16 protein-coding genes, 1 pseudogene and 1 riboswitch are annotated in these 22,668 nt (G+C 68.8%); of the genes and pseudogenes, 4 read left to right on the forward strand and 13 right to left on the reverse strand.

Translation table 11 applies throughout. The features are described from left to right. Positions 1–1,584, reverse strand: a 1,584-nt coding sequence (locus tag VFB40_RS03675) for a SpoIIE family protein phosphatase (RefSeq protein WP_324847834.1), incomplete at its 3' end; no start/stop codon positions are given. 879 nt (positions 1,585–2,463) lie between these two features. On the opposite strand from VFB40_RS03675, the gene VFB40_RS03680 reads away from it, so the two are divergent. From VFB40_RS03680 to VFB40_RS03690, 3 genes are all read left to right on the forward strand, one after another. After that, positions 2,464–3,267, forward strand: coding sequence for an acyl-CoA-like ligand-binding transcription factor (locus tag VFB40_RS03680; RefSeq protein WP_324847835.1), 804 nt, complete (start codon positions 2,464–2,466; stop codon positions 3,265–3,267). A gap of 54 nt (positions 3,268–3,321) precedes the next feature. After that, the gene (locus tag VFB40_RS03685) at positions 3,322–5,061 is read left to right on the forward strand and encodes an ABC transporter ATP-binding protein (protein ID WP_324847836.1); all 1,740 of its coding nucleotides are present in this window, start codon (positions 3,322–3,324) and stop codon (positions 5,059–5,061) included. A 356-nt stretch (positions 5,062–5,417) separates the two neighbouring features. Continuing rightward, on the forward strand, positions 5,418–7,316 hold the full coding sequence (locus VFB40_RS03690; protein ID WP_414642024.1) for an ABC transporter ATP-binding protein: 1,899 nt from the start codon (positions 5,418–5,420) through the stop codon (positions 7,314–7,316). 281 nt (positions 7,317–7,597) lie between these two features. On the opposite strand, the gene VFB40_RS03695 is transcribed toward VFB40_RS03690, so the two are convergent. After that, positions 7,598–8,212 (reverse strand): hypothetical protein, encoded by a 615-nt coding sequence (locus VFB40_RS03695; protein ID WP_324847838.1) that lies wholly within the window; start codon positions 8,210–8,212, stop codon positions 7,598–7,600. Between the two features lie 392 nt (positions 8,213–8,604). Then, positions 8,605–10,527 (reverse strand): ricin-type beta-trefoil lectin domain protein, encoded by a 1,923-nt coding sequence (locus VFB40_RS03700; protein ID WP_324847839.1) that lies wholly within the window; start codon positions 10,525–10,527, stop codon positions 8,605–8,607. Between the two features lie 194 nt (positions 10,528–10,721). Here VFB40_RS03700 and VFB40_RS03705 point away from each other — a divergent pair, with 194 nt between their 5' ends. Further along, positions 10,722–12,017 (forward strand): ROK family transcriptional regulator, encoded by a 1,296-nt coding sequence (locus tag VFB40_RS03705; protein WP_324847840.1) that lies wholly within the window; start codon positions 10,722–10,724, stop codon positions 12,015–12,017. 95 nt (positions 12,018–12,112) lie between these two features. Here VFB40_RS03705 and VFB40_RS03710 read toward each other — a convergent pair whose 3' ends face one another. From VFB40_RS03710 to VFB40_RS03750, 10 genes and pseudogenes are all read right to left on the reverse strand, one after another. Next, positions 12,113–13,687 (reverse strand): DUF4082 domain-containing protein, encoded by a 1,575-nt coding sequence (locus tag VFB40_RS03710; RefSeq protein WP_324847841.1) that lies wholly within the window; start codon positions 13,685–13,687, stop codon positions 12,113–12,115. A 415-nt stretch (positions 13,688–14,102) separates the two neighbouring features. Beyond that, positions 14,103–14,291, reverse strand: a riboswitch (cyclic di-AMP (ydaO/yuaA leader). 388 nt (positions 14,292–14,679) lie between these two features. Continuing rightward, positions 14,680–15,495, reverse strand: a complete 816-nt coding sequence (locus VFB40_RS03715; RefSeq protein ID WP_324847842.1) for a GNAT family N-acetyltransferase — start codon at positions 15,493–15,495, stop codon at positions 14,680–14,682. Between the two features lie 30 nt (positions 15,496–15,525). Further along, positions 15,526–16,119: a MarR family winged helix-turn-helix transcriptional regulator gene (locus VFB40_RS03720; protein ID WP_324847843.1), complete on the reverse strand. Its 594-nt coding sequence runs from the start codon at positions 16,117–16,119 to the stop codon at positions 15,526–15,528. Positions 16,120–16,174: 55 nt separating this feature from the next. Then, positions 16,175–16,951, reverse strand: coding sequence for a phosphate ABC transporter ATP-binding protein PstB (gene pstB / locus VFB40_RS03725; RefSeq protein ID WP_324847844.1), 777 nt, complete (start codon positions 16,949–16,951; stop codon positions 16,175–16,177). Positions 16,952–16,988: 37 nt separating this feature from the next. Continuing rightward, on the reverse strand, positions 16,989–17,378 hold the full coding sequence (locus VFB40_RS03730) for a winged helix-turn-helix domain-containing protein (protein ID WP_324847845.1): 390 nt from the start codon (positions 17,376–17,378) through the stop codon (positions 16,989–16,991). Then, positions 17,378–18,376: a phosphate ABC transporter permease PstA gene (gene pstA, locus VFB40_RS28745; protein WP_414642025.1), complete on the reverse strand. Its 999-nt coding sequence runs from the start codon at positions 18,374–18,376 to the stop codon at positions 17,378–17,380. The genes VFB40_RS03730 and pstA overlap by 1 nt, the downstream gene beginning before the upstream one ends. 9 nt (positions 18,377–18,385) lie before the next feature. After that, positions 18,386–19,408, reverse strand: a pseudogene (gene pstC / locus VFB40_RS28750) (phosphate ABC transporter permease subunit PstC); the annotation flags it as partial. A gap of 230 nt (positions 19,409–19,638) precedes the next feature. Beyond that, positions 19,639–20,772: a phosphate ABC transporter substrate-binding protein PstS gene (pstS, locus tag VFB40_RS03740; RefSeq protein ID WP_324847847.1), complete on the reverse strand. Its 1,134-nt coding sequence runs from the start codon at positions 20,770–20,772 to the stop codon at positions 19,639–19,641. Between the two features lie 312 nt (positions 20,773–21,084). Next, positions 21,085–21,693 (reverse strand): DUF1707 SHOCT-like domain-containing protein, encoded by a 609-nt coding sequence (locus tag VFB40_RS03745; RefSeq protein WP_324847848.1) that lies wholly within the window; start codon positions 21,691–21,693, stop codon positions 21,085–21,087. Between the two features lie 114 nt (positions 21,694–21,807). Continuing rightward, positions 21,808–22,644, reverse strand: a complete 837-nt coding sequence (locus VFB40_RS03750) for an aminotransferase class IV family protein (protein ID WP_324847849.1) — start codon at positions 22,642–22,644, stop codon at positions 21,808–21,810. Between the last annotated feature and the right edge of the window lie 24 nt (positions 22,645–22,668).

The raw sequence follows: 22,668 nt of genomic DNA on the forward strand, positions 1-22,668 counted from the left end.
GTCGATGGTCGAGCAGCGGTAGTCGGTGCGTCCGCCGAGAACGGTGCCGACGCCGAGCGGCGGATCGACCGGCAACTCGACCAGCCTGCTGCTTCCGTCCGGCTGGATCAGCAGCGGCGGCATATGCCCGGCGTTCGCGAAGCTGCACGTGCGCCGCGCCGGATCGACGACGGCGACGACGCAGGTCGCGGCCCGGTCGAAGGAGAGCGCGTCGGCTATCCGCTCTGCCTCGGTCAGGATGCGCTCGGGCGCGTCGCTCTGCAGGGCCAGGGTGCGCAGCAGCGAGCGGAACTCGCTCATCGCGGCCGCCGCCTCGAATCCGTGGCCCATGACGTCGCCGACGACCAGCAGCGTTTTCCCATCGGGAAGCGCGACGGTGTCGTACCAGTCGCCGCCGATCTCGATGTCCGCACCGGTCGGTAGATAGCGGCTGGCGCACTGCACATCCGGGTGCGGGGTACGCGGCCGGGCGAGCAGGGCTTGCTGCATGACCAGCGCGGTCTGGTGTTCGTGGGCGTAACGCTTGGCGTGGTTGATGCTGGTTGCCGCGCGGCGGGCCAGATCGGAGACCAAGTCCACGTCTTCCTGCGAGAACTCTGATGACTCGCCGGCGCGGATGAGGATCACCGCACCGACCAGGTCGCGGCGTGCGGTTAGCGGTACGCAGATGGCGGAATGCATGTCGAGCTTGCGGTACAACGCGACGCGGTCTGCATCAGGCGCGTCAGCCGCCAGCTCGGTATCGCTCGGCACGTTGGAGATCACCGGGCGTTGCTCGGTAAGACAGCGTGCGACCGCGGACGAGGCCTGCGGCGCGATCACGGTCCCGGCCGCGCCGAAGTACTTCGCCGCCTTTCCGAGCCGGGGCGTCGTGGTCATCGCGACCCTGCGCAGCCGCAGCGCGCCGCGGGCGGGCAGCACTCCCGGAGCGCCGTCCACGTCGAGCACGTCGACCGCTGCGATGTCGGCCAGCCTGGGCACGAACAGCCTGGCCAGCTCCTTGCAGGTGTGCTCGACGTCGAGGGTGGTGCCGATCCGGGTGGCCGCCTCGTCGAGCAGCGCGAGGCGGGTGCGGGCCGTGTCGAGCAGTTGTCGCACCCGGTAGGTCTCGGTCACCTCGATGACGACGGCGACCAGGCCGAGCACGGCGCCCGCCGAATCCTCGAGCCGGTGGTAGGCGTTGATCCACCAGCGGGTCTCGCCGGCCGGATCGGCGGGAGTGCGGCCGGTGGCGGTGGCGAACTGCGGCCGGCCGCTGGCCAGCACGTGCCGCAGCACCTTCTCCATCGGCTCGTAGTCCAGGTCGGGCAGCACTTCGGGCACACGCTTGCCGAGGTGTTCGGCGGCCGGAACGCCGTTGAGCGTGGCTAGCGCCTCGTTGACATAGAGGTAGCGCAGGTTCGGATCGAGGACGCCGATCCCGGCCCCCGAGCCGTCGAGGATGGCGCGCGTGACCCGGTAGTCGTCGAGGACGGACGGCAGCAGCGCCGCCGCGCCGATCCCGCCGGCCAGCAAACCGTTGACCAGCTCGCGCGCCCGGTCGTGGCTGAGCACCGGGCCCTCTGTCGGCTGCGCGACCTGCACGGCCGGCCCTCCTGGGTCATCGAGACACAGCACAGTGCGATGTGATTCTGAGACTGACATATCGGATGATTCAGCTCAACCTGGATGCGTGAGGGAGCGAGTGTCGACCTCTGGTGAGTCCCCTGTCACTGACCCGAACGGGTGAAGTCGGCGGCGGGTTCAGTCCCCTCGCGCGTGTCCCCCCGGTTGAAGTGACCGTGAGCAAAAGCTTCGTGGTCAGGGCGGGAGCAACCTGCGCGGCGAGCATCATCCCGGGGATCCTCGCGGCCGGCCCGGCTGCTGCCGGGACCGAATATTCGGGCACGCTTCGTGCGGTGTTTGTCGCGTCCGGAGCCGCTGAAGCCACGCTGCTGGCCGAGAATCAGCTCCGCAGTGCAGACAGTGCACGCAGTACAGGTCGTGCAGGCAGTTTCGATATTGGAAGTGGTGGCCGAGGCGGCGGCGGAAGTTTCGCCTGCGTCGCCAGCCCTCTGCCCATGCTGAGCACACCACCCTCGTCTCCGAGCGCCTCGCCAAGCCGCACCGCACCCACTCCGGCCAGCCCGACCTCCCCGGCTTCCACCCCCCACATCTCCCCACTGACCGTTCTCCCCGCCATCCCAGTCGGTCGCGTCGAGCCCTTCTCCGCCTCCCCACCCGCCACGACCCCCTCCGCTGCCATCGCCCCGATTCCTCCGCCCGCGTCTGCCCCTGCCGCCACCGAGAAGTCTCGTGCACTGTTGCCGTTGATGGCACGTCACATGCGCCGCCACCTGCCGCTCTTGCTCATCCTGCTGCTGGTCGCGGTCATTCCGGCGGTGCTCGCCGCCACTCGTCGGGCTGGCTCGGCAAGCTCGCGCTGAACTTGCGCGGCAGGAATTATTGCGCGACACGCAAGTTTTGGATATCGTCGAATACATGAACGAACAAGAGGGGGGCTCGGGCGTCGGTCCGCCGGATCGGCCCGAAGCCGAGTCGCCACGGTGGCACGGGGATGCGAAACCGGGGTTGCGCGAGCGCAAGAAGCTGGCGACCCGAGAGGCGCTGACGGCCGCCGCCATGCGGCTGGCACTCGAACGCGGCTTCGACAACCTTCGTGTCGAGGACATCGCCGAGGCCGCGGGTGTGTCGCCGCGCACCTTCAACAACTACTTCCCCAGCCGGGAGGCGGCGATCTGCGCCGCCCGCGTCGGTCACATGCAGCGGCTCGCCGCCGCAGTGCGTGCCCGACCGGCCGAGGAGGCCCTGCTCGACGCGATCATCAACACGGTGAGCGAGAACCCGCGCGAACCGAACCGCGCCGAGTTCCTGATGATCCATTGCAATCCATCATTGCGCGCAGAGTTTCTGCGCACCGTCGCCGAGACCGAGTCGCCCCTGATCGAGGCGATCGCCGAACGCACCGGAACGGAACCGGGGCACCTGTTGCCCCAGGTCGCCGCCGCGGCAGTGTTCGGCGCTCTGCGCGCCGCCCTCCAGCAGTGGCTGCGCAACGAGCAGTCGCCGCCGTACCACCTCCTGCTGTCCGACGCGCTTAATCAGTTGCGCGTGCTGTCCACTCCGCCGCAGGCTTCTGCCTCGGAGCGTGCTGCTCCCGTCGAGACTTCCCCCGCCGACCCCGCCTCGGGACCTGAGCCGAACGCTGTCAGTCCTGTCAGCGGCGCGTCAGCGGAGCAGGCCACCATGAGTGGCCGAGCAGCCTGACCATCCCACCGGGAGCGGCCGCCGCCGTGCCCGCCACGAACTGAGAGTGTCCGCGTGCTGATCAAAATTCTGCGCGCCTTCCTGCGCCCGTACGGAAGGCCACTGGCGCTGATCGTCGTGCTTCAGCTCGCGTCGACGATCGCGACGCTCTACCTGCCCACCTTGAACGCCGACATCATCGACAACGGCGTGGTCAAGGGGGACACCGGCTACATCATGACCGCGGGTGGCGTCATGCTCGCCATCTCCCTCGGCCAGATCTGCTGCTCGATCGGCGCGGTGTATTTCAGCGCCCGCACCTCGATGGCCGTCGGCCGCGACCTGCGCGCCGCCGTGTTCACCCGGGTGCAGGACTTCTCCGCCCGCGAGGTGGGCAGGTTCGGCGCGCCGTCGCTGATCACCCGCACCACCAACGACGTGCAGCAGGTCCAGATGCTCACGCTGATGTCGTTCACGCTGATGGTCACCGCGCCGATCATGTGTGTCGGCGGGATCATCATGGCGCTGAATCAGGACGTCCCGCTGTCCGCGTTGTTGCTGGTCATCGTCCCGGTGCTGGCCATCGCAGTCTCACTGATCATCTCCCGGATGCGGCCGCTGTTCCGGTCCATGCAGACCCGGATCGACAGCGTGAACCGCATCCTGCGCGAGCAGATCAGCGGCATCCGCGTGGTGCGCGCCTTCGTCCGCGACACCGCCGAGCGCAACCGCTTCGACGGAGCCAACACCGAGCTGCGCGACGTCTCGCTCGGCGTCGGCCGGCTGATGTCGATGATGTTCCCGACCGTGATGCTGGTGATGAACCTCTCCAGCGTGGCCGTGATGTGGTTCGGCGGACACCGGATCGCCAGCGGCGGCATGCAGATCGGCGCGCTGACCGCGTTCCTCAGCTACCTGATGCAGATCCTCATGTCGGTGATGATGGCCACCTTCATGTTCATGATGGTGCCGCGCGCCGAGGTCTCCGCGGAGCGCATCAACGAAGTCTTGGGTACCGACAGCAGCGTGGTGCTGGCCGGCAGCCCGGTCCCGATCGGCGACCGGCGCGGCTATCTGGAACTGCGCGATGTCGAGTTCCGCTACCCGGGTGCCGAGGAACCGGTGCTCAAGGGCATCGACCTGGCGGCCAGGCCCGGCGAGATCACCGCGGTCATCGGCGGTACCGGAAGCGGGAAGACGACACTGCTCAACCTCATCCCGCGGCTGTTCGACGCGACCGGGGGCACGGTCCGCGTCGACGGGATCGACGTTCGGGATCTGGACGCCACCGCGCTGTCGGAGGCGGTCGCGCTCGTACCGCAGAAGCCGTACTTGTTCAGCGGAACGGTGGCCTCGAACCTGCGCTACGGAAAGCCGGAGGCGACCGACGAAGAGCTCTGGCACGCGCTGGAGGTCGCACAGGCCCGGGACTTCGTCGAGGCGATGCCGGAGGGCCTGGACGCGCCGATCGCTCAGGGCGGTACGAACGTATCCGGCGGCCAGCGCCAGCGCCTCGCGATCGCCCGCGCGCTGGTGCGCCGCCCGGACATCTACCTGTTCGACGACTCGTTCTCAGCGCTCGACTACGCCACGGACGCGGCGCTGCGCAGAGCGCTGGCCCGGGAGACCGCGGACGCGACCGTGGTGATCGTGGCGCAGCGGGTCAACACCATCCGGCACGCGGACCGGATCATCGTGCTCGACGACGGCCGCGTGGTCGGCGTCGGCACCCACCAGGAATTGATGCAGGACGTGGACGGAACGTACCGGGAGATCGTGCTCTCCCAGCTGACCGAGCAGGAGGCGGCGGCGTGAGCGGCCAAGCGGGGAACACCGCAGGAGGCGGCGAGAATGAGCGCCGCGCCTCCGGGGGCGGCGGGAACGGGACCGGCCCTGGAGGTCCGGGCAGTCCGGGCGGGCCCGGCGACACGGTGGGTTCGGCTTCGGCCAACGGCTCAAGTGCGCCAGCGGGTTCCGAGAGTTCCGGCATCACCGACGCTCGTCCGGTGACCGCCTCCGGCGCGCCGGGGCCAGTCAACGGCTCAATCGGCGCCAACGGTTCCGGCGGCGCCAACGGCTCCGGCGCGGCCGCGGGCACCGGCGAACGCGCCGTACCTAAGCGCGGCCCCGGCCCCGCTCCCGGCGGATTCCGCGGCGGACCCGCGGCGTTCATGGGCGGCCGGTCCACCGAGAAGTCGCTCGACTTCAAGAACTCGAGCCTGCGCCTGCTGCGCACCATGCGGCCCGAACGGGCGCTGATCGTGCTCGGCCTGCTGATCGGGGTTTTCTCGGTCGGGCTCAGCGTGCTCGGCCCGAAGGTGCTCGGCCACGCGACCGACCTGATCTTCGCGGGCGTCATCAGCAAGCAGATTCCGCCCGGCGTCACCCAGGCGCAGACGGTCGCCCGGCTGCGCGCGGAGGGCCAGAACAACCTGGCCGACCTGATCAACTCGCTGAGCCTGACCCCTGGCAGGGGCATCGACTTCACGCACGTGGGGCAGGTGCTCGGCGTCGTCGCGCTGATCTACGTCGGGGCCTCGCTGCTGATGTGGTTGCAGGGCCGGCTGACCACCACGATCGTGCAGCGCGCGATCTACCGGCTGCGTGAGCAGGCCGAGGCGAAGCTGGCCCGGCTGCCGCTGAGCTACTTCGACCGCCAGCCGCGCGGCGAGGTGCTCAGCCGGGTCACCAACGACATCGACAACATCGCGCAGAGCATGCAGCAGACGCTCAGCCAGGTGATCATCTCGCTGCTGACCATCGTGGGCGTGCTGAGCATGATGTTCTCGATCTCCTGGCTGCTCGCGCTGATCGCGCTGGTCACGGTGCCGATCTCGGTGTTCATCGCGGCCCGGCTCGGCAAGCGGGCGCAGCCGCAGTTCATCAAGCAGTGGGCGACCACCGGCAAGCTCAACGGCCACATCGAGGAGATGTACACCGGGCACTCGCTGGTCAAGGTCTTCGGCCGTCGCGCCGAGGCCGAGGAGCGCTTCCGCGAGCACAATGAGGAACTGTTCCAGTCCAGCTACCGCGCGCAGTTCGTCTCCGGGTTGATCCAGCCTGCGATGTTCTTCATCGGGAACATCAACTACGTGCTGGTCGCGGTGGTCGGCGCGCTGCGCGTGGCCTCCGGGGCGCTGTCGATCGGCGACGTGCAGGCGTTCATCCAATACTCGCGCCAGTTCACCCAGCCACTGACCCAGGTGGCCAGCATGGCGAACCTGATGCAGTCCGGGGTGGCCTCGGCCGAGCGGATCTTCGCGCTGCTCGACGCCGAGGAGCAGAGCCCGGAGCCGACCGCGCTGCGCCTGCCCGCGCAGGTGACCGGCCGGGTGAGCTTCGAGCACGTCTCGTTCCGCTACGAGCCGGACAAGCCGCTGATCGAGGACCTGTCGCTGAGCGTCGAGCCCGGCCACACGGTCGCCATCGTCGGCCCGACCGGAGCGGGCAAGACCACGCTGGTCAACCTACTGATGCGGTTCTACGAGGTGACCGGCGGCAGGATCACCCTCGACGGGATCGACATCGCGGAGGTCTCGCGGGAGGACCTGCGCTCGAAGACCGGCATGGTCCTGCAGGACGCCTGGCTGTTCGGCGGCACGATCGCGGAGAACATCGCCTACGGCGCGGACGACCCGTCGATGGAGCGGATCATCGATGCGGCAAAGGCGACGCACGTGGACCGCTTCGTCAGGACCCTGCCGGACGGCTACGACACGGTCCTCGACGACGAGGGCGGCAACGTCAGCGCGGGCGAGAAGCAGCTGATCACGATCGCGCGGGCCTTCCTCGCCGAGCCGGCGATCCTGATCCTCGACGAGGCGACCAGCTCGGTCGACACCCGCACCGAGGTGCTGATCCAGCGAGCGATGAACAAGCTGCGCGCGGGCCGCACCAGCTTCGTCATCGCGCACCGCCTCTCCACTATCCGTGACGCCGACCTGATCCTCGTTATGGAGGCGGGCCAGATCGTTGAGCACGGCACCCACGACGAATTGCTGGCCATAGACGGCGCGTACGCGCGGCTCTACGCGGCACAGTTCGCGCAGGCCGTGGCGGAGGTCGACTGACAAGAGCGGACTCGCGGTCGCGGACGTTCGCTGACAGACGTCCGCTGACAGAAGCGAATCCGACTCCGGCGCCGAGCCGGGGCGGCGCACGGATCGGCTGCGGCCTCCTCGAATTCGAGGAGGCCGCAGCCGAATGTGTTGGGGTTCTGGCGGCCCGCCAGCCGAATCAGCTCTTGCCGATTGACTTCGTGACGGTCAGCTGTCGCCGACCGACTCCGGGGCGGTCAGCTGTCGCCGACCGTATTCGTGACGGTCAGCTGCGGCCGATCGACTACGCCGAATCAGCTGTCGCTGATGGACTCCGTGACGATCACCTCGAACTCCTCGACGCTGCGGACCGTCGAGTGCGCCTTGCCGACCGCCTCGTCGCGCAGTTGGGCCACCGGGCCGCGCGACTGCGCGAGGGCAGTGCGGTCCTGGTAGATCACACCGATCGAGGAGCGGCCCGCCGAGCGGTTCATGAACATCGCCACGCCGATCACCCCGGGGATCGCCTTCAACCGGTCCATGACCATGCCGCGCATGGTCTCGGCCGCCAGGTCGGCGTCCATCGGGTCGAACTCCATGCGGCTCATCCGCATGCATGCACCGGAGGGCAGCTGTTCCGGCCGCTGGGCGGCGATCACCTCCCAGTTGTCGATCGTCATCGCCGTGGCGAATGCGTGCAGGATCTCCGCGCGCCGGGTCCGCAGCGCGTCGTCGCTGTCCTGCCTGGCCTTCTCGCTGTCCCACCACGTGCCGATGGAGAGCTTGCCGAGCTCCCGGTCCGCGAATAGCCCCATGCCTCGGTAGCCGGGTTGCGCGGCCAGCAACATGCGGCCCTCGTCCTTGAGCGCTTCGATGGCCGCGTCGATCTTCTGCGGATCGCCCACCGCATAGACAGTGCGCACGAACATGGCGCCTCCTGAGGGGAATGCGGCACCCTGCCGGCAGAGTGCCGACGAAACCTCGCCAACACCGCAAGGGTCGTTGGCGGGTGGACAGCACGCAGTCTTGTCAACGCCATGAGGGGCGACAATAGGCTATTCAGGTGGCCCGCGGGCACGTTCGGTTACCATCGAGCCCTGATTCTTCGGTGCCTCGAGTGGGCGTGTGGGGCGCGCCGCCGGGCTGGGCCGAGGTTGGGTTGGCTTCGGCCAGGCGGCGCGTCTCGTGTGTGCGCGCCTCGTGCGTGTACGGCTTGTGTTGCGCGCGGCTTGTACTCGCGGTGCGCTTGGTGCCGTTCGGGATGGCGCAGTAATCGCTCTGCGCTTACTGCGCCATCAAGATTGTGCGCGGATCAGGGTCCTTACGGCAGGCTCCACTGTTGGTTGGCACCGCCGGCGCAGGACCAGATTTGCACCTGCGTACCCGACCCGCCCCAGCCGGTGTCGTCGAGACACTTGCCGGATTGCGGGTTCACGTACTCGCCATTCGACTGATGCTGCCAGACCTGCGCTCCGGTGCCATTGCACGTGTAGAGCTGCACGAGCGTTCCGTTGGCTGTCCCGCCACCGGAGACATCAAGGCACTTACCCAGCGACTGCAGCTGGTTGCCGGAAGTCAGCGTCCACGACTGCGCGCTGGTCCCGTTGCAGGTGTAGACCTGGACCGGGGTGCCGTCCGCGTTGTTCGCGCTGCGCACATCCAGGCAAAGCCCCTGATATCCCGTCACCGAGCCGGGGCCGGTACCGCCGCCCCCGCCACCACCGTTGCCGCTGCCCTGCGTGCCGCTCCACGTGAACGTCGCGGAGGTCGCGCTCGGCAGCGAGTAGCTGAAGGACTCGTTGCCCCAGTTGACCACCAGCTGCTGGGTGCTGCCGCTCCCGTTGTACGCGACCAGCGCCTTCGAGCCGTCCGGGTTGATCCACGCCACGTTGGGCACCGTCGAGCTGGCCGTGGAGTCGATCCGGTACGCGCCGGGCTTCACGAACTTCGTGAGCTGACCCATGTCGTAGTACTCGACCGTGTAGTCGACCTGCCCGCTGAGGCTGTCGCCGTTGTGGACCGTGATCAGGCCGGTGCACGTTCCGCAGCCGCCGTTGTGCGGACCCATGTTCTGGTCCACCGCCAGGCTCCACTTGACCACCGACTGACCCCAGTTGCGGGTGTAGTCGATGATGTTGTTCATATCCTCGTTCTGCTGGTTGGAGATCCAGGTGCCGCCTGAGTGCTCGGTGTCGAACTGACCGATGTTCGGATACTGATTGTGCACCGTGGTCTGTTCGCCGGCGCTGCCTTCGTCGTAGCCGTGCCAGGCGACCCCGCCGAACAGCGAGTCGTTGCGGACGGTCGCGTCGTCGACCTCCTGCTGCGCGTAGCTGCCGTAATTGCTCCAGTTCCAGTCCAGTGCCAGGTCCTTGGTGCCGGTGATGCCGGCCTGGTGAAGCGCGGGGAGCAGGTCGGTGGCGGTGAAGTAGTCCAGGCCGTTGCCGTTCCAGTTCATGGTCGGGTACGTCGAGCCGTCGCAGCAGCCCGGCTCGTTCTGCGCGGACACGTAGTCCACGTGCACGCCCTGGGCCTGATACGCCTGGATGGTCTTGACGAAGTACTGCGCGTAGGCCGCGTAGTACTGCGACTGCAGGTAGCTGTGGCTGGTGAAGTTGTCATCCGACTTCATCCAGGCCGGGGCGCTCCACGGCACCATCATCAGCTTGAGGTTCGGGTTCAGCTGCTCGGCCTGCTTCGTCAGCGGCAGGATGTCCGTCAGGTCGTGGCTGATGGAGAAGTTGTTCAGGTTCGAGTCGGTCTGACCGGCTGGCATGTCATCGTACGAATAGTTGTAGCGGGCCAGGTCGGAGGCGCCCATCGGGTTGCGCAGGAAGTCCAGGCCGATGCCGTTGTTCGGGTCGAACAGCTTCGTCATCACGGCGCTGCGCGTGGCGGAGGTCAGCGCGCCGCTGCTGCCGAGCAGGTAGCCGGCGGTGTCGGTCATCGACGCGCCGGCGCCGACGAACTGCTGGTACTTGGTGTTCTCGTTGACCGTGACGGTGACCGCTCCGCTGGCGTTTCCGGAGCCGAACGAGATCGGGGACTGCTGCTGGAGGCCGCGCGTGACGTTGCGGCCGCCGGAGTCGTTGGTCGTGGTCAGCCAGATGTTGACGGTCTCGCCGGCGGCATGCGCCGGGGTGGCCAGCAGCAGTCCGCCGGCCGCGAGCGTGCCGGCGGCGCCGGCGATGATCAGGGTGCGCAGCCCGGCAGCGCGGCCGAGCGGTAGGTTCGGTGGGGCCATGAGCTCTCGCCTTCCGGCCGCTGCGCCAGGCGGCCCGCAGGTGCGGGTGTCGGTGGGTGAAGTTGTGATCGAACGGCGTCGCGATGACCGGGCGCCGCCCTTAATTCGCGCTGTGATTTAACTCGTACGCCATACTTTCGTCAAGGGATGCGGCAGCCTGTGCAGGGATGCTGGAGAAAGGCGGGAAGGAACGGATGGGCGAGCGCGTCATGCGGACCGTGCGCGACCTACGGCGGTCGAACCGGTCGCTGCTGTTGCGGCGCCTCTACTTCGACGGCCCGCTCAGCCGCCAGGACCTGATCGACACCACCACGCTGAGCGCCGCCTCGGTCAGCAACGTCATCGGCGACCTGATCAACGACGGCCTGGTCGCCGAGGTCGGCTCGGTCGGATCGGACGGCGGCCGGCCCCGCATCCTGCTACAGGTCGACGGCTCACGCTGGCACGCCATCGGCGTGGACGTCGGGGAGACCCGGGTCCTGGTCGAGCTCTTCACGCTGGACCTCGCCGTGCTGGCGCGCGCCGAGTATCCGCTGCCGGGCGGCTGCGGCGATGTGACAGCGGTGGTCGAACGCATCGACGCCGGGCTGCGCGGCGTGCTCAAGGAGAGCGGGATCGATCAGGCGAGCGTGGCCGGTGTCGGGGTCGGGGTCCCCGGTGTCGTCGAGCGCGGCGGGGAGAACAGCGGCCGGGACGGCGTGGTGGTGCACGGCCAGACGATCGGCTGGGACGCGGTTCCGCTCGAGCGGCTGCTGCGCGAGGCCGGAAGCGTGCGCGCCGACATGCCGCTCTTCATCGACAACGGCGCGAACACCCTCGGCCAAGCGGAGATGTGGTTCGGAGCCGGAGCGGGCGCCCGGGACGCGGTCATCGCGCTGATCGGGTCCGGAGTCGGCGCCTGCGTCGTCACCGACGGATCTCCGTATCGCGGCACGGGACGCAGCGCGGGGGAGTGGGGCCACACGACGGTCCAGGTCGGCGGGCGGGCGTGCCGGTGCGGGGCGCGCGGCTGCCTGGAGGCGTACGTGGGCGCCGAGGCGGTGATAGAGCGGTATCGCGAGGCGGCGGCTGATGCGACGTCAGAGGGCGCTCGACCGCAGCCGGAAAGCGAGGAGAGCGCGCTGGCGGCGATCCTGGCGGCCGATGAACGCGGCGACGAGGCGGCGCGCGCCGTGCTCGAGGAGACCGCCGTGTACTTGGGCGTCGGCGTCGCGAACCTGATCAACCTGTTCAACCCGGAGCGGATCGCTCTGGGCGGGTGGGCCGGGCTGCTGCTCGGGGCGCGCCTGCTGCCCCGGGTGCGGGAGATCGCCGGTGAGTACGCGCTTCGGCACGCGTTCGCGACGGTGGATCTGAGCCTGTGCCAGCTGGGTCCGGACGCCGTGGCCCGCGGGGCGGCCACGCTTCCGGTCGCGGGTTTCCTGAGCGCTGCTTCGGTGCAGGGACCGGACGTTGGCGCGATCGGCGCGCCGAGACTGAACATCCGCTGACCCTGGAGGCCGGCGTGGGAACGCGCCGGCCTCCAAGGTCCATGGGAATCGGGAATCCGCAGAGGGATTCGGGTTCAGTGCAGCCTTAGGTTCAGCTACGGCTTGACGACAGCTGCTTGATTGAGGGTGACGTTGCCCGTCCAGGTTCCGTAGGTGCCGGGGTACCCGGAGAGGTCGCCGACCGCTCCCCACACGCTGTTCGCGAACGTGTTGTTTTCGACGGCGACGTTGATGCCGGTCTGGTTGCGCAGGTTGAACGCGCCGCCGTTGAGGTAGTTGCCGATGATCGAGATGCCGGTGTCCGTGGATCCGCGGTCCTGGATGAAGATCGCGGCCGTGGTGTCGCTGCGGACGGGAACGTCCACGTAGTTGCCCTCGATCTTGATGTTGCCGCCGCCCTGGCTGAAGATGCCGTCCAGGTGCGTCGGGCTGCTCGCGGTGCCGTTCTGCACCAGGCCGTGGATCCAGTTGTCCTGGATGACCGAGTTGGCGGTGGGGTCAATGCCCTGCGACATGCCGGACAGGTCGTCGCGGATGGCGATCTGCGCCTGGTTGCCATAAGCGGTCCAGATCGGCGCCACGTCCTCGCCGGCGGGCATCGTCTTTCCGGGCAGCCAGCCCACGGTCGAGTCGGTCACCTTGATCGTCGAGTTGATCGCCCCGGAGGTCGAAGGGTGCCCGAGGATCGCGTACCAGGAGGTACCGGTTCCGCCCTGGACGATCGACTGAGAGATCGTCAGATTGCCGGTGCCCGTCCAGTAGAAGCTGCCCTTGATCCACACGTGGTCGAGGGTCAGGTCCGTCTGGTCGCACCGAAGGCCGTAGGACTGCCAGGAACAACCGCTCGGAGCCGCACCGCCGGGCTCGTAGACCGTCAGGGCTGAGGTGCTGCCCAGGTAGCCCACGGTGCCGGGCTGGACGTAGCCGCTGGTCGATGCGGCCGTGGTGGTGACCGAGGCGGGCGTCGAGCTAGCGACGGAGGAAGGCGAGGAGGTCGCCGAAGGCGCGGTCGAGGCGGTTTGGCTCTGCGACGGCGACGGGCTGCTTGAGGCCGAGGTCGAGGTCGGCACCGGAGAGGAAGCCGTCGTGGTCGAGGGCTGGAACAGCACGTCGACCCAGTAGTTGGTCAGGCTCTTCGAGCTGGTAGCCGGGAAGGCCGTCGCGCCGGAGTACGTGTAGACGCCGTTGCCAGACAGCGAAGTCGCCTGCTCCGCCACCAGGTTTCCGCTCTGCCGAGCGGCGCCGAAGTAGTTGTAGTCGTAGGCATAGTGACCGCGCGGAGCGAGGTAGGACGCGTCATACGTGGTGAACGCCGCGATGTTGATCGGCGTCGCGAAGTGCGCGACCTGCCAACCCGTCGTCGTCTCGTTCGAGAAGGTGACGTTCCCCAGCTGCTTGCCCGCGGACGTCCACAGCGATCCGACGTGGGTTCCGGTGTTGCCGGGGCCCTTGTAGAAGCGGATACCGAGGATCTGGCCCGGCACCGAGGAATGGAACCTCAGGCCGACATTGACGCTGTTGGGGTCCGACGCGTCCGCGTGGGCCGGGACGGTGCTGGTGGACCAGAGGCTCTGCACGCTCGGCGCTGCGGAGGCGTTCCAGCTGAGGAAGAAGCCAAGCAGCGCGACGGCCAAGGCAAAGGGAACGGAGAGTAGAGCGGCTTTCTTCACAAACTTGTCCTTCAAAGGGCGGCGGTCAGGCCGGCAGGGCGGCGCGAGACAGCCAGGGGAAATCCGCCGCGGCAGCGCAGTGCCGAGGCGGGTGACGGGGAGTCAGGTTGATTACGGGCGCGCGAAAGCCAAGCGGCCGGGATGTTGTTGCGGCGTTTTGCCGACTCAGTGAGTCGCGCCCGAGCCCTGAGACGTCGACAGCCACGGTCAGGACCGGCCGAACCGATCGTCAGCGCAGGCTGTCGCCGGGGTTGGTCAGCGAGTTTCGCGTATGCGCTCGCGCTCGGCCCGGCACGAGGGTGCGTTCGGGCCGGTGGCCGGACTCGTCACGGAGACGGCCGCGGTGACGGCTATCGGAGCCGAAGCCGATGCTGGTGCCGTGGGTTCTAGATGTGCGCCCATAGGGGTCGTGTCGTGCCTCTCCTCCGGCCGCCTACCGGGTTAGCTGACGGGTTCGGGCGGGGGGAGTCTTGTCGCCCTACGGCGCGGTGCGCGGCTGCAGCGGCGATACTCGCGGCGGCAACACGGCACTGCGCACCGATTCACCCCAGGGACGCCGTCGTACGACGAAGGTGGGTCCCCGGCTCCACGGCGCGCCGGACCGCGAGCAGGCCGGCCCGGTAGCTCGAAGGCCTCGAACGCCTCGAAGGCTGCCGTGGGGGCACGCGGTCCGCCGTGCCACACGTGGACTCGGCGGGTGCGCGGGTGCCGTCTTCGACAGCGCTAGCCTGCGCACGCGCTCGACCCTACGAGGTCGCCCCGCGCCGTGTCACCCTCTTCGGGCAAGTTTGTGAAATTCGCTACTTGTCGCCACCCAATCGCTCGCTATGTGCCATGGTTTGGTGGCTCTATGTCGCATATTGGGCGCAGATGTGTCGCCTGCCTCACCGTCGGTAGCCGCGAACTGAGGCGGCGTCAGATCCCTTCTGTGCGCGGGAGATTACGGCACGTAGCCCACGGGCGCGCGCTTCACGGTCGAGACGACCGGCCTATCAGTGCTCTGGCGTCCACACGTAGGGAGTCGTCGTGGTCACCGCGTGCAGGCCGAGCCGCTGCAGAATCGGCCTGCTGTTCTCGGAGGCGTCCACTTGGAGGTACTTCACTCCGCGCGCCGCCGCCAGCTGCGCGCGGCGGGCCACCATCGCCTTGTAGATACCGCGCCCACGCCACTCGGCGAGCGTCGAGCCACCCCAAAGCCCTGCAAAGCCCTCGCCTTCCCGCAGCGCCAGCCACGCCGCGCAGACCACCTCGGGGCCGGACGGGGTCTGCGCCTCGGCGACGAACACCGCGAAATCCTCGCCCCCGGTGGCGATCCGGCCGGCCAGGTCGTCCACGAGGTAGCTGTGATCCGCGCCCCACACGCGGCCGTGCATCTGCGCGATCCGGCGCAGATCGTCGCTCAGTCCCTCGCCCTCGGTGACCTGACGCAACGTCACGCCCTCCGGCATGACCGGCTCGAACGCGAGGTCGGCGGCCTCGCCGATCACCACGGTCTCCCGGTCCTCCGGCTCGAACCCGGCGGCCAGCAGCCGTTCGGTCAGGTCCGCCGGCAGGTCGTGCCCGCGCGTCTTCCATTCCACGGCCTCGCCCCGGGCCGCGAAGTAGTCGCGCTGGCGGGCGATCAGGGCGTCGAGTTCGGCGCCGCGCACTCCCGGATCCCGCGGCGTCTCGACAAAGCCCCGATGCATGCCGACCGTGCGCAGCAGCGCGCCGTCCCACTCGTAGCTGATCCCCGCGGGACGGGGTTCGTGGATGACGGCACGGGTGTTCTCGTCGTACGCGGCGAGCAGCGCGGCGGTATCAGTCACACGATGGAGCCTAAGCAGGCCCGCAACCGGTTATCGGCTGCTGGGAGCCTCGCGACGCTGCTCGGCGAGCCGGTCCACCAACAGCGAGAGGGCCGGCAGCGCGGCGTCGATCGCGGCCTGTTCCTGCGGCCCGAGTTCGCCGAGCGCGGCGGCGATCCGCTCGCGGTGCGCGGCGTGCCAGTCGGCCAACTGGCGGCGGCCGTGCTCGCTCAGCTCCACCACCGCGACCCGCCGGTCGGCCGGATCGGTGCCGCGCTCCACCAGGCCGGCGGTCATCATCTGGCTGATCAGGCCGCTGACGGTGGAGGGGGCGAGCCGCAGCCTGGTAGCCAGGTCGCCGACCCGCGCCGGAGCCGCGTCGGCGAGCGACTGGAGCAGTTCGACCTGCGCCATGGGCAGCGACTCCCACGGGTAGTCGGCCCGGATGCTCGCGCGCAGCACCCGACGCAGTCGCGCGACCACGTCGGTGAGTGTGTACGCGCTGGCGGGATATGACGGCGCGGACTTCGAATCGGACGCGGGGTTCGCATGGGACGCGAGGTTCGCATGGGATACCGCGTCGGAAACGGCCACGGGTGGCGTGGCGTTCGCTTCCTCGGCCCTCGCCGCGCCACTCCCGGTCACGCAGACACTGTACCGGTACTGTCGTTCGATCCGTGTAGGCGATCGAACTGCGGACTCACCCGAAGCGGCCGGTGATGTAGTCCTCGGTGGCCCGCTGGGCCGGGTTGGCGAAGATCCGGGCGGTGTCGTCGATCTCGATCAGCTTGCCGGGCTGGCCGGTGCCGGCGATGTTGAAGAAGGCCGTGCGGTCCGAGACGCGCGCCGCCTGCTGCATGTTGTGCGTGACGATCACGATCGTGTACTCGGACTTGAGCTGTGCGATCAGGTCCTCGATGGCGAGCGTGGAGATCGGGTCCAGCGCCGAGCAGGGCTCGTCCATCAGCAGCACGTCGGGCGAGACCGCGATGGCGCGGGCGATGCACAGGCGCTGCTGCTGTCCGCCGGACAGGCCCGCGCCCGGCTTGCCGAGCCTGTCCTTGACCTCTTCCCACAGGTTCGCGCCGCGCAGCGAGTGCTCGACCAGGTCGTTCAGGTCGCCCTTGCTCTTGAGGCCGTTCAGGCGCAGCCCGGCGGCCACGTTGTCGTAGATCGACATGGTGGGGAAGGGGTTGGGCCGCTGGAAGACCATGCCGACGGTGCGGCGCACCGCGACCGGGTCGATGGAGGGGCCGTAGAGGTCCACGTCGTCGAGCAGCACCTTGCCCTCGACCCGCGCGCCCGGGATCACCTCGTGCATGCGGTTGAGCGTGCGCAGCACGGTGGACTTGCCGCAGCCGGACGGGCCGATGAACGCGGTCACCGTGCGGGGCTCGACCGTGAGGCTGATCTCGTCGATCGCCTTGAAGCCGCCGTAGTACGCGGACATCCCGGAGACATCGATCCGCTTTGCCATCGTGAGTTTCTTCCTTCTCGTTCCGGTTGTCAGTCCGCTAGTCGCCGATGTCGAACACATAGCCGAGGCCGCGCACGGTGCGCATCCTCGCGTAGGCGTCCGGGTCGATCTCCAGGTGCCGGCGCAGCCGCCGGATGTGCACGTCGAGCGTCTTGTTGCGGTCCGGGTAGCCCTCGCCCCAGACCGCGTCCAGCAGTTGCCTGCGGGTGAGCAGCCGGCCGGCGTTCTCCATCAGCACGGCCAGCAGCTCGAACTCCTTCGGTGCCATGTGCACGCTGCGCCCGGCGACCCGTACCGCCATGCCGTCGAGGTTCAGCTCGACCGGGCCGACCGTCAACAGCCGTAGCCGGCCGAGGGTCTGCGGGCTCACCGCGACGTACGCGTCGTGGCGGGCGAGGCCGGTCTGGGTGTGCGAGCGCGTGGTCATCAGACGCGTCCCGGCTTCTTCCACCAGGCCAGCAGCCGGGCGGCCAGGTTGAGGATCATGATGATCAGGATCAGCGTCAGCGCTCCGGCCCAGGCCCGGTCGATCGCGGGCTGGTAGGGCTGGGTGGCCTCGTTGAAGATGAACGCCGGCAGGGAGCCCTGCGCGCCGCTGAACGGGTTCTGGTTGATCGAGGAGGTGAAGCCGACCACCAGCAGCACCGGCGCGGTCTCACCCATGATACGGGCGATACCGAGCATGATGCCGGTGACGATGCCGGGCAGCGCGGTGGGCACCACGACCCGCAGCACGGTGCGCCACTTGGGCACCCCGAGCGCGTAGGAGGCCTCCCGCAGCGAGTGCGGCACCAGCTTGAGCATCTCCTCGCTGGAGCGGATCACCAGCGGCAGCATCAGGATCATCAGCGCCAGCGAGCCGGCGAACCCGGAGCTCTTGAACCCGAAGGCCAGGATCCACAGCGACAGGATGAACAGACCGGCCACGATCGAGGGCAGGCCCATCATCACGTCCACGATGAAGGTCACCGCCTTGGCCAGCGCGCCGCGGCCGTACTCCACCAGGTAGATCGCGACCATCACGCCGATCGGGACCGCGATCAGCGCGGCCAGGCCGGCCTGCTCCAGAGTGCCCAGGATCGCGTGGTACGCGCCGCCGCCGGGGTCGGACTCGGCGATGTTGCGCATCGAGTGGTAGAGGAAGGCGCCGTTGAAGGACTTGGCCCCGTTGCTGATCACCAGCACCAGGATCGAGGCCAGCGGCAGCACCGCGAGCAGGAAGGCGATCGCGACCGAGCTGCTGGCGAACAGGTTCGCCAGGCGGCGTCCGGCAGCCACCGAGCTGAGCGCGGTGGCCGAGAAGCCGAGGTCCTGGTGCGCGTCGTTCGGGTCGATCGTGCGGTGGAACGTGCTGCGCCGGAAGTTCTCCACCGGGCTCGCCTCGCCGCCGGCCGCCGCGACCGCGACCTCGGGGGCCTGCGCCACGGTCGGAGTGGCGCCGGAATCCTCCTTGATGACGCCGCGCTGGGCGATCCACCGGGCCAGGTAGTTCACCAGCAGGGTCATCACGAACAGCACGAGGCCGGAGGCGATCAGCGCGCCGCGCCCGATGTCGAAGGCGTTCTTGAACTGCACCGCGATGTTCGCCGCGATGGTGTTGCCGCCCGGCTCGAGGAACCGGGTGAAGAAGGTGCCGGTCTGCGAGAGCACCATGGCCACCGCGATGGTCTCGCCCAGCGCGCGGCCGAAGCCGAGCACGATCGCGCTGATCACCCCGGAGCGGCCGTAGGGCAGCACGGCGAGGCGGATCATCTCCCACTTGGTCGCGCCCAGCGCGTAGGCGGCCTCGATGTTCTCGCGCGGGGTCTGCAGGAACACCTCGCGGGAGATCGCCGCCACGATCGGCAGGATCATGATGGCCAGCACCACGCCGGCCGCGAACACCGAGCGCGGCGCCGGCGCGCCGTCGTAGTGGAAGATCGGGATCCAGCCGAGTACGTCGGAGACGACCTGGGAGACCCCGCCCATGTGCGGGACCAGGAAGATGATGCCCCACAGGCCGTAGACCACCGAGGGCACCGCGGCCAAAAGGTCGACCACGTAGCCCAGCGCCTGCGCCAGGCGCCGCGGGGCGTACTGGGAGATGAACAGCGCCGCGCCCACCGCGATGGGGGCGCCGATCACCAGCGCGAACAGCGAGGTGATCAGGGTGCCCCAGGCCACCAGGGCCACGCCCCACACCGAGGGGTCGTCGTCCGGGTTCCACTCGAAGGCGGTCAGGAAGTTGACCGAGTCGGCGCTGATCGCGTGGATCGCCTGGGTGATCAGGAACGCCACGATCGCGCCCATCAGCACCAGCAGGAACCAGGCGCTGCCCCGCGCCCCGCCCGCGAACAGGCTGTCGCCGCGGCGCGAATGGCCGGTCAGCCCGGCGCCCGGACCACGCCGCGAACGACGCGGCTCGGAAGGGGGGCCGGCCGGGGCGTACTCGGCCTCGCCGAGCCGTTCATCGCTCAAATGTGAGGGGCCGGAGTCGGTCACGGCCGGCGGCTCGCCGCTCATCGTTCTCCTGACAGTGCAGTGCGGGCGTAGGTGCGGTCGGGTAGGTGAGGGTGCGGTGCGGTCCGGCGTCGGGTGCGGGGCCGGAAGGGCCTCGGCTGCCGCCGCGGCATGCAGGTCGCGGCGACAGCCTCAGGATCCTTCGGGCGGGGTCCGTACGAGCCGGACGCCGGTTGCGCGGTGGGCGATTAGCCCAGGTTGCCGACCGCGGTCGCGACCAGGCCCTGGATGTTGCTCGGCAGGTTGACGTAACCGGCCGTCGGCAGCTCGGCCTGCGCCGTGGCGCTGGCCATGTAGCTCAGGAAGCCCTTGATCAGCGGCAGCTGCGCCGGGTCGTTGCCCTTGTCGCAGGCGATCTCGTAGGTGACCAGGACGGCCGGGTAGGCGTTCGGGTCCGAGTAGGTGTAGTCGAACGCCAGCTGGATGTCGTTGCCGCTCTGGTTCACCTTGGCCTTGCCGATGAACGCGGACGCGTTGGCGGTGGTCGCCTCGACGAACTGGCCCTGCGCGTTGCCGACCTTGGCGGTCTGCAGGTTGTTCGCGCTGGCGTAGGAGAGCTCGGCGTAGCCGATGCCGCCGGAGGTGCTCTTCACGGCCTGGGCGACGCCGGAGGAGCCGTTCTCACCCTGGCCGCCGGTGCCCGGCCACTGCTTGTTGGCCTTCGCCGGGAAGTCGGCCGCGTCGGTCCCGTTCAGGTAGTTCGAGAAGTTGTACGAGGTGCCGGACTTGTCCGAGCGGTGGAAGGTGGTGATCTTCGTGCTCGGCAGCGTCACGCCGGAGTTGTCCTTGGCGATCGCCGGGTCGTTCCAGGTGGTGATCTTGCCGTTGAAGATCTTCGCCAGGGTCTGCGCCGACAGGTTCAGCGGGGCGGTCACACCCGAGACGTTGTACATGACCGCGATGGCGCCGGGGACCATCGGCAGGTCGACGGCCTTGCCGCCGGTGCAGCGCGCGTTGGCCTTGGCCACGTCGGTGCCGGAGAGCGGGAAGTCGGAGCCGGCGAAGTCGACCTGCTTCTGCTCGAAGGAGGTGACGCCCGCGCCGGAGCCGCTCGGGTTGTAGTTGATCGTCGCGCCCGAGCAGGCGGCCTGGTAGTCCTTGGTGAACTTGTCGATCGCGTTCTTCTGGGCGCTGGACCCGGCCAGGGTCAGGGTGCCGCTGCCGCAGGAGATGCCGCCGGAGGCCGAGGCCGAGCTGCTCGCGCCGCCACCCGCGGAGGAGCTGCTCGCCGCCGGGCTGTTGTTGTTGGAACCACACGCGGCGAGCGTGGCGGTGGCGATGAGGCCGGCGCCCGCGACGGCGACGTACCGCTGGAGCTTCACGGGGAAGTCCCTTCCGTTCGAAGCCGGATCCGTCTCCCCGAGGGGGCGGCTCTCCGGCCGTCATGAGCCTGTTTCGTGCTGACGTCTGCGAACGTAGGGACGTGAGGTGAATCGATGAACCGGGCAAGGTGAACGCCAGGTATACAGTGCGGGACTTTTGGGCGGACGCCCGAAGCGCGCGGTTTGGTCCGGCTTCCTGCGCTCTGACCTGCGAGAAGATCGCATTGTAGCGCAGTGGCCGATGGTCCGTTCACCAAACGGACACGCTGTTCACCGGAATTTCGTCACATCCGCACTGGACCGGTGCGCCAGCTAGTTCGCGCTCGCCGGCATCGTGCGGATCTCGACCAGGCCCTTGTAGGCGATGCCGCGCACGTGGACGGCCGGCCCGTCGGCGGGCCAGGCGTCGGACGCGGCGTCTTCGGCGTTGGTCACGCCGATGCCCGAGAACTCGACGCGCATTCCAGGTGGGACGAGGACCTGCACTCGGCACTTGTAAGCGACGGCGCGGATCGTGGTCACGGCGCTGGTCAGCTCGGCGGCGCGCAGGTCGATGACAGTGCCGCCGCCCTTGTACGAGACGGCCGTGAACTTCGCCGGCACGCGCCACCGGCCTCCCCGCCGAAGCGACGTCTTGTACGCGAGCGAGAGCTTTCCGGGCTTGTGCGTGCTGGCCGGGGTGAGGGAGGTCGCTGGAGTGAGGGAGGTGGCCGGGACGAGTGCCGACGTGCGTACCGACTCGGCCGGCAAGTCAGTGGCGATCGCATCAAGCTGGCTACGCGTCTTGGCGGCCAGCGCGCTACGCACCCGCGTGTCGAACTCCTCGTCGTCGAGACGCCCCTCGGCGAAAGCGACTTGGAGTCGGGTGACCATCTCCTCGCGCTCCCGGTCGGAAACCCGTAGATCGACTTCCTCGGACACCGCAGACTCCCTCCGTACGCCTTCGGCAACTCGCGATATAGCGTAACTTGCCAAGGAGTCTTGCGGAAGCGCGGGAGCGATATGCAGCGTCGCTTCGCTATCGGACGGGAGCCGTCAGATGGCGTCCCAGGGCGCGTGGGCGTAGAGGTCGAGCAGGCGGGACAGCAGCGGAGCCTGGAGCGGAATGTCGAGTTCGTCGACGCGGCGGACGGTCGCGACTCCTCGGGAGTTCGTCACGAATGCGCCGTCGAAGGAGGCCAGATCGTCCAGCCGCACGCGACGATGCCGTTGCGGTACGCCGGCCGCCGCGAGTTCCCGCTGCAAGACCTGCATGCCGATGCCCAGGAGCATGGGTGCCTGCGGCCAGATGACCGCGTCGTCCTCGATGAACCCGATGTTCGTGATCGCGCCCTCGGCGACCAAGCCGCCCTCGCCGACGAGTAAGGGCTCGTCGAAGCCGCGGCGTTCGACCAGCTTGATGTAATGGCCCTGCGCAAAGCCGCCGACGTGCTTGATGTGCGCGAACGGTCGCTGATAGGGCACGGAGGACAGGCTCAGCGGCCCGGCCGGCATCTCGTGCGGCGGCCGCACTGTCACCAGGACACTGATGTCGGGATCGACACCCGGTGCGGGCTCGACGGAGCCGTCCGGACTGAACACGTTGATCCGTACCGAGGCGTCCTGGATGCCGTCCGCGAGCGCGTGCCGCAGGTGTTCGAGGACCCGTTCGCCGCTCAATCCGGCGCCGAACAGCTCCTTGGTCGCCGCGTCCAGGCGCGCCAGGTGGAAGTCCAGGCCGCGCACTCTGCCGCCGCGCACCTGCATCGCGGTGAAGTGCCCGTAGCCGCCGAGCGCGGGATAAAGCTCCATGCCCGTGACCGCCTGGCCGTTGAGTTCGAGGCGCGGGGTATCGGTGATCCGGGTGGTGGTCTGCGTCGAGGACTCGCTCACGCGGTCACCCTAACGCGGGCGCCA

This window comes from Actinocrinis sp., assembly GCF_035650855.1.
GTDB lineage: Bacteria > Actinomycetota > Actinomycetes > Streptomycetales > Catenulisporaceae > Actinocrinis.

Coding starts and splice junctions, on each gene's coding strand:
- VFB40_RS03705 (WP_324847840.1), top strand. CDS start 10,722: ATGGGCGAGCGCGTCATGCGGACCGTGCGCGACCTACGGCGGTCGAAC.
- pstB (WP_324847844.1), bottom strand. CDS start 16,951: ATGGCAAAGCGGATCGATGTCTCCGGGATGTCCGCGTACTACGGCGGC.
- VFB40_RS03695 (WP_324847838.1), bottom strand. CDS start 8,212: ATGTTCGTGCGCACTGTCTATGCGGTGGGCGATCCGCAGAAGATCGAC.
- VFB40_RS03690 (WP_414642024.1), top strand. CDS start 5,418: ATGGGCGGCCGGTCCACCGAGAAGTCGCTCGACTTCAAGAACTCGAGC.
- VFB40_RS03700 (WP_324847839.1), bottom strand. CDS start 10,527: ATGGCCCCACCGAACCTACCGCTCGGCCGCGCTGCCGGGCTGCGCACC.
- VFB40_RS03730 (WP_324847845.1), bottom strand. CDS start 17,378: ATGACCACGCGCTCGCACACCCAGACCGGCCTCGCCCGCCACGACGCG.